Here is a 10,228-nt window from a genome sequence, read left to right as displayed (position 1 = left end):
AACATGGGAGGAAACGCGTCCGCTCGGCATAGTTCGGCGTGCGGCATAAACCTGCAAGCTCAACGGCGTCGAGCCGCTCCGCTATCTCGCCGACGTCCTCACCAGGATCGTCAACGGACACCCCAACGGCCAAATCGACGAGTTGCTGCCCTGGGCCTACATCACCGCGCACGAACTCAAGGCCGTGGCCTGAGAACACCGCTTACCGAAGATCCCAGATTGTGGCGTTGCAGACATAGAAGGTTGGCACGCGCATTGCAGGACAGTCATGAAGGGCTAGTGATGGTGACAAGCATTGAAACCTTTGAGGTGCTTCGAAGAGATCCGTTTTCGAAAGGTGCCGGCCGATGCGTCCTTTTGAGCAGCGCAAGCTATCGGCGGAGCACTCCATAAGCGCATCACAGTTCCGCAATGTCCTAACTAGATCTTCTGCTAACTTGTTTGATTTTGACCAATTAATAATCTTCCTGGATTCTCACCACACGGCCATACATGCCATCTACATCAGCTACAATTCATGTTTATAGTTATGTATATAGACTATATTTTTGTTCATATTAATATCTGAACAAACTTTCCGATAAACCAGTCGCTTAATAGAAACCTCTAGGAATTTATCTGCTCTGTACGCATGTAAATAGCGAGTGTCATGGATCTCATATGGGAAAAAAATCGATATATGTCCTAGTGGCGGTCGCGGCTATAATTTTATGTGCAGCGTATCTGTCTTTTTTTTCGATGAACTCCGCGGAAAGCTCGCGAGGCGACGAAATGACGGGGATTGTTACGCGAGGTTCAGTTGAAGAAGTCGTATTAGCCCTGGGCACTCTCGAGCCGACTTCGATGGTCCGGGTTGGCACCCAGGTAACGGGCCAGATTAAGGCAATCCATGTTCGCGTCGGCCAGACCGTCATGCCTGGAGACCTTCTGGCGGAGGTCGACGCCGTGACAGAGCAAAACACCCTTAGAACTGCGAGGGCCAAGGTTGAGGACATGAAGGCCCAGAGGGACTTGAAGCAAATAGAAATACGGTTCGCGGAATTCGACTACCGCAGACAGCGTAGCCTCAGCAAGCATAATGCAGTCACTACCAAGGAGTTGGAAGAGGCTGAAAAAACATACCAGACGCTATTGGCCGATCTGGTCTCGCAGGAAGCCAAGATTCGGCAAAGCGAGGTCGAGGTTGAGTCCGCGCAAGCCGCTCTTGCACATACGCGGATCACAGCGCCCATGAACGGCAAGATCTTGGCGATCCCGATCGAGCCGGGACAGACGCTCAATTCTGCGCAGACTTCGCCAACGGTCGCCGTGCTCGCGAACCTTGACGAGATGACGGTAAAGATCCGGATTTCCGAGGTCGACGTCTGGCGTACAAGGCCTGGTCAAAACGCGTGGTTCACGATCATCGGAGATCCACAGACTCGCTACCAGACCACGCTTGAGGCGGTTGAATATGCACCGCCGTCCATCGCCGACGAGCCGGCGAACTATCGCTCCGCGGAGAAAGCGGAAGACAGCGCAATCTATTACCACGGCGTGCTTAGGGTGAAGAATCCTGAAGAAAAGCTGCGACCCAAGATGACCGCTCAAGTGCACATTTCTATGGGACGTGCGGATGATGTCTTACTTGTGCCGTGGGCCGCTCTTTCGCTGCGACAGGCGGACGGATCATACCTAGTCAACGTGAAGGACACAGGCGGCAAGGTAGCAGAGCGACCTGTTCGGATTGGCTATACGGACAGGATCCACGCTCAGGTGCTTGAAGGCCTTCGTCAAGGAGAGACCGTATTGCTCGGCGTATCCGAGCCAAACACAACGAGCTGAATGATGAACCATCTGATAGAGCTCCGCGATCTTGGCCGGTCGTTCAGCCTGGGCAGAGAAACCGTCGAGGCACTCGAAAGAATCAATCTCAATGTACAGCGCGGCGAATTCGTGGCGCTTGTGGGCGCGAGCGGGTCCGGCAAATCGACGCTCATGAATATCCTGGGGTGCTTGGATGCCCCGACAGCCGGCACTTACCGTTTGGCCGGGCAGGATGTCTCGGCCCTTGGTCAGGACGGGCTCGCAGAACTCAGGCGCAGGCATTTCGGCTTTGTGTTTCAGCGGTATCACCTCCTGAACTCGCTGAGCGCAATATCGAACGTCGAGGTGCCGGCTATCTATAGCGGCGTGTCGAAGTCGACGCGCCAAGCCCGAGCCAGGCGATTGCTGACCCAACTCGGTCTGGGAGATCGGCTCCATCATCGCCCAATGGAAATGTCGGGGGGGCAGCAGCAGCGCGTATCGATCGCCCGAGCATTGATGAACGGTGGAGAAATCATTCTTGCAGATGAGCCGACAGGGGCGCTCGATTCAAAGAACGGGGAGCTTGTTCTGGACCTCCTGAAGACCCTTCATGCGGAGGGACACACCATCATCATAGTTACACACGACATGTGCGTCGCTCGACACGCCGATCGGATCGTCGAGATCAATGACGGACAGATCGTCTCTGATCGACGCAGCGCCGCGAGTGGAGCGCCTCCCTTGCGCGACCTGGTTGATGTTGCGGAAAATGTCGGTTTCCTGACGAGCTTCCTCAGAAGAACGTCCGAGGCTGCCAGTATCGCATTGCGATCAGTTGCCGCACATCGGCTGCGTAGCGCTCTTACACTGCTCGGAATCGTCGCCGGCATCATGTCGGTGATTGCCGTCGTTGGTCTCGGTGAGGGTGGCCAGACGATCGTTCTCGACCAGATCAACAGCCTTGGCGCAAACTCTATCCGCATCTTCCCTGGCACCGGCTGGGATGACCGAAACCGCCGACATGCCGACAGCCTCACTCGCGACGACGCGGCCGCCCTGACAGAGCAATCCTACGTAAATAGTGTCAGTCCGGTGACCATGGATTCAGGGCAGCTCATGTTCGAGAGCAGGACCGCTGACGGAGAAATCATGGGCGTGAGCAACGCCTATTTCGACGTCGCGCACCGTCCCATAACGCAAGGCAACCGATTCACCGACGGTGGGAATGCCACTCTGCCGGAGGCGATCATCGATAGCAACACCCGACGAACGTTCTTCGGCAATTCAAGGACCCCGATTGGTGAGATCCTGGTCATCAAGGGTGTGCCCTTCGTGATTGTCGGTGCCGTTGGAGAGCAGGATGGGCAGCCGCAAGTGTTCATTCCACACCTCAGCGTGTTTTCCCGCATTTCGGGCTCGCAACGGCTGCGCGAGATAGACGTCCGAATCAATGGGAGCGTTGATACAAACGTTGCCGAGAAAGCCATGATAGCGTTCTTGGAGAAGCGTCACGGAACGCGGGATTTCTTCACATACAATAGCGATCAGCTACGGCGGTTGCTCCAGAAGACGACGCGAACTTTCTCGATGCTCTTGGTTTCCATCGGAGCTGTCGCTCTGTTGGTCGGAGGTATCGGCGTGATGAATATTATGCTGGTTTCGATCACCGAACGCACCAACGAAATCGGCTTGCGGATGGCTGTAGGAGCCCGGGCGAGCGATATTATGTTGCAGTTTCTGATCGAGTCCCTTGCCATCACTATCATGGGGAGTTGCGCGGGCGTCGCCCTCGCCTTCGGCCTTGGCGCGCTCGCCGGCTCCATCGAAACAACCATTCCGATGGTGATCTCATTGCACGCAGTCAGCGTCGCTTGCGTCATGGCTGTTATGATCGGTGCGATCTTTGGCTTTTTCCCTGCGAAAAAGGCGGCGCATTTGAAGCCCGTCGAGGCGTTATCTCGCGATTGATTGATGCTGACCACACAGGGACGTTGCGAACAGAGCAACGGTGCTAACATTTATCGTCATGGGCTGATAGCGCTCATCCGAGGCCGTCGAGTTCGCGGCGTTGGAATGGTGGACTGGTTCAACAATCGCCAGTTGCTGGAGCCCATCGGCAACATCCCGCCGGCCGAAGCCGAGGAGCGCTACCATGCCATGCTGGAAGAACCAGCCATGGCCGCGTGACTCAAACGAAACGGCCTCCGGCAAACCCGGGGCGGCTCATAGGGTCTAGTCAGTTCGGCATCGGTGAACCGATTCGGGAAGAGCCTCTCGCGATAGTCCAGTGGGAAGGCTATACGGACAGTGGCTTTTGGGCGTTTGGGACTTTAGGAGCCCTTGTCTAACCAGGGCGGACATCGTGTTCCGTGCCGTTCTTTCCGATGTCTTGAGCACAAGGTGAACATCACCGCGCTCGAGTGATTCGTGCTTGAGGACCGCCGCTAAGAGAGCGGGCGCGCGTTTGTCGTCGCTGATGTCCTTGACCAGGAAGCGGTACCGATCCTCCAAGCGATCAAGGTCGAAAATCGCTGTGGAGAAGCGTATTTGATCGAGTGCCCCGGTAAGGAACCACTCGCAGAACTCCTTGAGGGCTGCTTCCGAGAGATCGCCTCGGCCATTGAGGTCCCCGCGACGAGGGCTGTCTGCATGGTCCATCATCCGTTTGTATTCGCCTCGATCCTCAAGGCTGCGGGCAAGGCCTCTGGAGATCGACCATAAGCCAAGTCCCCGATGCCTGCTTTCAGCGCCATCGCATGCGACAGTGGTGACACACGGCCATTGCCGTCCGGGAATGGGTGGATGTGTGGGCGGAAGCGATGGCAATGATACGAGTGGTCTTGACTGAACGTGAGAACAAAGCAAAAACATTCAAAGTGGATTTGGGGAGGCAGCGATTGCCTGTGCACATTGCAAATGACCCGGCGGACCTATTTCGTCACGTTAGCGCCGAGAAGGCCGCATTCTACCGCTGCATCATGGACGTCTTCGCAGCGGCGAAGCGGCAATATCGTTTGCAGTTGCGGCCCGACGAAGTGCTTGCCGAAGCCCGATGGCCGGACGGGCCGCCGCGCATTGAGGACGTGAATACGGCGCTCACTCAGCTTACGGAATGGGGCAATCTTGAATCGCATCCCGACACCGCGCGGGTTGCCAGCCTTAGCGACTTCTACCGTGCACGCTTTCTCTATCGCCTTTCGCAGGGCGGCGAGGCCGTGGAATCCGCCTTGGCAGTGTTCGTACAGACCTTGCAGCGCCGCGCTGAGCTGCAAACGGTGGCGCTCGAGGACATAGCGAGCCGACTGCAGGCACTTCAGGCGCTGGCCGAAGCAACCGAACCTGACGCGGCCAAGATCCACGAAACGCTACGGGATCTCGTGCGTGTCTTCGAAAGTCTGGCCGAGAACGCCCAGGCGTTCATGGCCGGCGTCGCGCGCAGCATCGAGCTGCAGCAAGCCGAAGCAGGGGTGGTCGCAAACTACAAGAAGCGGCTGATCGACTATCTGGAGCGCTTCATGGGTGATCTGGTGCGCCGTTCCGACACCATCGCACGCCTCATCCTGGCTTTGGAGCCGGGCATCGATGCCCTGCTTGGACAGGTGGCCGAGCGCGAATCGCGTGACGCGGCTCCCGGCGGCGCACGGGATCAGGTCGAGGCGCGGAAAGATTACCTGCAAGCCTGGCGAGAACGCTGGAAGGGTCTGCGCGGTTGGTTTCTCAGCACCGGCCACGAGCCCCCGCAAGCCGAGCTGTTGCGGGCGCGGGCACGATCGGCCATCCCCCAGCTTCTGGCTGCTATCGCCGCGCTGAATGAGCGGCGCAGCGGCCGCAGCGATCGCTCTGCCGACTTCCGCATGCTCGCCGGCTGGTTTGCCGCCTGCGCAGACAACGGCGAGGCGCACCGCCTTGCGCGGGCCGCCTTCGCCCTCAATCCGGCGCGGCATTTCTCGCTCAACGCCAACGCGGACGCCGAGGCGGATGCGCTCTACGACGTGCAACGCCGCATGCTCGCCGGCATGCTGGCGGCTGTGCGTGGCCCGTCCACTTGGTCACCGGAAGAAGCGCCCAAAACGCTCGAAGAGCGGCTACGCGCCCTTGTCGGCGAACATGTAGCGGACAGCGAGGAAGGTCGGCGCACGGCGCTGCGCCACCAACTCGCGCGCCGGCTTCTCGATGATCCGGTGGTCTATGTCGAGACGCTGGACACGGAAGCCCGAGCCTACTTCTTCAATCAGCGCGGCGCAATGGCGGCTCGCCTGTGCGAGGCCGCCGGCCTGGTGGCCGAGCAGCGCGCCGAAGGGCTGGCGCTGGTCGATGAAGCCGGTGTGCTGACCGACGTCGCCATGCCGGCCGAGGGCACCGACGCCCACGTAACGCTGCTGGTTGCCGAACACCTAGCCACCGGCCAAAGGCAGCGCCGGACGGATGGGGCCGGCACGGCACCGGCCACCGGCATGCGGGAGCACGACATTGCCGACTTCCTGCATGAGGCCAAGGGCCGGTATGGCCGCTACTGGCGCAAATCGGCGCGCGAGCCCGGCGCCGAGCGCGAGCTCGCCACCATTGCGATCGATCGATTGGAAAAGCTGCGACTTGCCGTGCGGATGGCGGGCTTCATACAGCCCCTGCCGGCGCTCGCGCGCTTCGCGCTGGGCGAGGCTGAGATTCGCGAAAGCCGCGGCGCCTCGACCAGGGCAGCCGGCCTTCGATTGGAATCGACATGAACCTGTTCGCCTTGCCTCCGGAAAAACCCGCCTTGCCGATGCCGACGCGGCAGCGCTGGCAGCCTCTGCGCCTGGGTCTGGTGGAGCTCTTCCACTACGACAGCGAGGAATTCTGGTTCCGCGACGGCCACCTGCTGCTGCGGGGCAACAACGGCACCGGCAAGTCCAAGGTGCTGTCGCTGACGCTGCCACTGCTGCTCGACGCGCAGCTCAAGTCTTCGCGCATCGAGCCCGACGGGGACGGCAGCAAGAAGATGGCCTGGAACCTGCTGATGAACAGCTATGACCGGCGCATCGGCTATACGTGGATCGAGTTTGGCCGCGTCGCGGAAGACGGCACGCCACGTTTTCTCTCGCTCGGCGCCGGCCTTTCGGCAACGGCGGCCCGTCCGCAGGTCGATAGCTGGTTCTTCCTGTTGGAAGACACCGACGGCGCGCCGCGCATCAACCAGGATCTGTGGTTGACGAGCGCGCAGCGTGTCGTACTGACCAAGGAGCGCCTGCGCGACGCGCTCGATGGTCGTGGCCAGGTGTTCGACACTGCAGCCGGCTACCGCCGCGCCGTCGACGAGCGCCTGTTCCATTTGGGCGCCAAGCGCTACGACGCGTTGATGGACACGCTGATCCAGCTTCGCCAGCCGCAGCTTTCCAGAAAGCCGGACGAGACCGCGCTTTCGAATGCCCTGACCGAGGCCCTGCCGCCGCTGGCGCCCGAATTACTCGGCGACGTTGCCGAAGCGCTTGGACAGTTGGAGGAAGACCGTCGTCAGCTCGACGAGTATCAGGCCCTGGTCAAGGCCGTCGGCCGTTTCGAAGAGCGTTATCGCATCTACGCCGGCACACAGACCCGCCGGCAGGCACGCTTGTTGCGCCAGGCCCAGACCGAGTTTGACAACGCCAGCCGGACACGAGGCGAAGCCCAGGTCCGGTTTGACGAAGCCCAAGCGCAAGAAACGCTGGCACGAACGACCCACGATGATGCGGAGATCGTGCTGACGCGAGGGCGCGCGCGTCTCGACACTTTGCGTTCCGACCCGACGATGCAGGACGCCAACCGCCTCGAAACCGCCGAAAGAGACAGGGCTGCACGACTGCAGGCGATGCAGAAGGCCACGGCGGCCGTCGAAGAGGCGGGCCGACGGCTGGGACTCAGCACGCAAGAAGCCGGACGCGCAATCCAGCGCGCGGACCAGGCCGAACGCGCATTGGCCCATCTGCGCCTGGAAAGTGCGACGCACGCCGATGCGGCGGGCATCGCTGGCCAGCATGCTGGAAATCCCCTCGCCACATCGCAAGCTTCCGCGCTGATCGAGCTGACGCAGCATGCTTTCGACGGGGCCTGCGGCGAGCTCCGCAACCTCGTTGTCGGCCGGCGTGAGCAGATTGCCCAGTTGCGTCGCCGCCACGACGAAGTCGCGCGGGCCGAGGCCGCCTATGCGCGGCGCTGCGAAGTCCAAGATGAAAGGCGCATCGCAGCTGAAGAGGCTGCCGAAAGTCGGACCCAAGCCGACACTAAGTTCGAACAGCAAGGCCGTGCTCTGGTGGAGAGCTGGGACCGCTATTTTATCGGCCTAAAACAATTGCTGGTCGATCCCGACGGCAGATCCGCGGCATTGACGGCCCTGGCGGAATGGACAATAACGCTCCAAGGTGACAACCCCACCCTCCGGCTTCTGCAAGCGGCATATCAAGGGGCCAGCCTTTCGCTGACTCAGCGTCGCGTAGCGCTCGACGGCCAAAGGCAGGCGCTGGAGATGGAATACGACACCCTGAAAGACGAACGCGGACGCCTGGAAGCCGGCGACGAAATGGCGCCGCCCCTGCCCTATACGCGCGATGCCTCTGTCCGCGATGCACGTCAGGGCGCGCCGCTCTGGCAAGTGGTCGATTTTCGCGGCACGGTGGCTGCCCCGCAACGCGGCGGCCTTGAAGCCGCGCTCGAAGCCGCCGGGTTGCTGGACGCCTGGATAGCGCCTGACGGACGCCTCCAAGCCGGCGATGGCGGCACCCTACCTTACGATACGCAGGCTGTGGAACGACAAAAGCACTCTCCATCGCTCGTTGACTGGCTGGAAGCCACCGTCTCGGCCGGCTGCGTCGTGCCAGCCAACATCATCGAGCGCGTGCTGTCGGGCATCGCCTGCGCGGACGACGATCCGATCGACAGCGAGGCCTGGATCGCCCCCGACGGCCGCTTCCGCCTCGGCGCATTGTCCGGTGCGTGGGGCAAGCCAGAGGCAGTCTACATCGGCCACGCGGCCCGCGCCGCAGCCCGCGGGCGGCGGTTGGCCGAGATTGCTGGCCGCCTCGCCCAACTCTCCGTTGAGTTGACGGATGTGCGAGCCAAGGTGGAGCAGCTCGCGCTGTATCGGGAACAGGCCGACGAAGAGTGGCGGCTTGCGCCCGCCGACGAGGCGTTGCGGGTCGCTCATTTGACCGCCACCGCTAGCGCCCAAGCCGCGCGTCTCGCCAGCGAAAAGCTGGCCGAAGCAGACACACGGTGTCGCGAGGCCGAACAGGCGCTCACGGCAGTGCGCGAGCAGCTTGCCGCGGATGCCGTTGACCAGCGCCTGCCCGAAATACCCGAAGCGCTGCCTGCCATCCAAGCAGCGCTCGATCATTATCGCGATGCGCACGTCCGGCTCGAACAAGTGGCCCATGAGGTCCGTCTGGCACTGCCGGAGCGGCAACGTCAGCGTGCCCGCGAGAGTGAGGCACGCCACGATGTGCGGCAGCGCGAAGAGGAACTCGCGACAGCCCGTGTTGAAGCGGAAGACGCCTCTGCTCGGCTCGACGTGCTGCGCGAAACGGTCGGCGCCAAGGTCGAGGAATTGCAGCGGCAACTGACCGATGCGCGCCGTGTGGTCGAAGCCGGTGAAGCCGCCCTGAAGCTCGCCGGCGAAGCCTGGCGCAAGGCAAGTGAGGCGCGTGCGGTTGCCGGCCAGCAGGCTGAGACGGCGAACCTCGTTCTTCAGCAGCGCGGCGAGGCCCGCGCCAAGGCGATCTCCACATTGCAGCAATTCTCGGGCACGGGCCTGCTGTCGGCCGCCCTGCCGCATGTTGAAATGCCCGACATGAGCGTTCAGTGGACGATCGACCCGGCGTTGACGCTGGCCCGCCGCGCCGAACAGGATCTGTCGAACCTCAAGGACGACGACGAGGCGTGGGCGCGCGTCCAGCGGCAGACAGCTGAAGAACTGACCGAGCTGCAGCGCGCGCTTGGCGCGCTCGGCCACCAGGCCCAGGCCGACCCCAGCGATTGGGGTTTCAGGGTGGATATCGTCTATCAGAACCGGCGCGAACGGCCCGACCGCCTTGCCACGCGCCTCGCCGAAGAGATCGCCCAGCGCAGCGAACTGCTCACCGCCAACGAACGGGCTGTTCTGGAGAACCATCTGCAGGCTGAAATCGCCGCGGAAATCCAGCGCCTGTTGCAGGGCGCCGAACGTCAAGTCGACGCCATCAACGGCGAGTTGCACAAACGCCCTACCTCCACCGGCGTACGCTATCGCCTGTTGTGGCAGCCACTGCTAGAAGAGGAAGGAGCGCCGGTGGGCCTCGACGTGGCGCGCAAGCGCCTGCTCAACACCAGCGCGGACCTTTGGTCGTCAGGCGTAACCGGGGCAAAACCGGTGGCGGACGCGTCGTTATGACTCGGGTGTATGGGGTTGGGGTGGGTGGCGGTTTGGCGGGCGGCGTGATTCCATCAGGCCATG

Annotated in this window: 4 protein-coding genes and 2 pseudogenes; all 6 read left to right on the top strand. The window is 61.7% G+C overall.

What is annotated here, in order from left to right; all coding sequences use genetic code 11:
• Positions 1 to 49 precede the first annotated feature (49 nt).
• Positions 50 to 193: pseudogene (locus tag AC07FD_RS25940) on the top strand (transposase domain-containing protein); the annotation flags it as partial.
• A gap of 578 nt (positions 194 to 771) precedes the next feature.
• Positions 772 to 1,824 carry an efflux RND transporter periplasmic adaptor subunit gene (locus AC07FD_RS25935; RefSeq protein WP_378921951.1) on the top strand — a complete coding sequence of 351 codons (1,053 nt, stop codon included), beginning with the start codon at positions 772 to 774 and terminating at the stop codon, positions 1,822 to 1,824.
• Positions 1,825 to 1,827: 3 nt separating this feature from the next.
• A complete protein-coding gene (locus AC07FD_RS25930; protein WP_095084244.1) occupies positions 1,828 to 3,756 on the top strand; it encodes an ATP-binding cassette domain-containing protein in 1,929 nt (642 codons plus the stop codon).
• A gap of 70 nt (positions 3,757 to 3,826) precedes the next feature.
• Positions 3,827 to 3,975, top strand: a pseudogene (locus AC07FD_RS25925) (IS3 family transposase); the annotation flags it as partial.
• Between the two features lie 617 nt (positions 3,976 to 4,592).
• A complete protein-coding gene (locus tag AC07FD_RS25920) occupies positions 4,593 to 6,512 on the top strand; it encodes a TIGR02677 family protein (RefSeq protein ID WP_478352143.1) in 1,920 nt (639 codons plus the stop codon).
• The gene (locus tag AC07FD_RS25915) at positions 6,509 to 10,165 is read left to right on the top strand and encodes a TIGR02680 family protein (protein WP_478352142.1); all 3,657 of its coding nucleotides are present in this window, start codon (positions 6,509 to 6,511) and stop codon (positions 10,163 to 10,165) included. Before AC07FD_RS25920 ends, AC07FD_RS25915 begins: the two co-directional genes overlap by 4 nt.
• Positions 10,166 to 10,228 lie beyond the last annotated feature (63 nt).

The sequence above is a fragment of the Mesorhizobium waitakense genome, from assembly GCF_056431085.1.
This window is presented reverse-complemented; position numbering and strand designations above follow the sequence as displayed.

Bases quoted from the DNA above. Each gene is read 5' to 3' on its own strand.
- AC07FD_RS25930 (WP_095084244.1), top strand. From the start codon at position 1,828: ATGAACCATCTGATAGAGCTCCGCGATCTTGGCCGGTCGTTCAGCCTG.
- AC07FD_RS25935 (WP_378921951.1), top strand. From the start codon at position 772: ATGACGGGGATTGTTACGCGAGGTTCAGTTGAAGAAGTCGTATTAGCC.
- AC07FD_RS25915 (WP_478352142.1), top strand. From the start codon at position 6,509: ATGAACCTGTTCGCCTTGCCTCCGGAAAAACCCGCCTTGCCGATGCCG.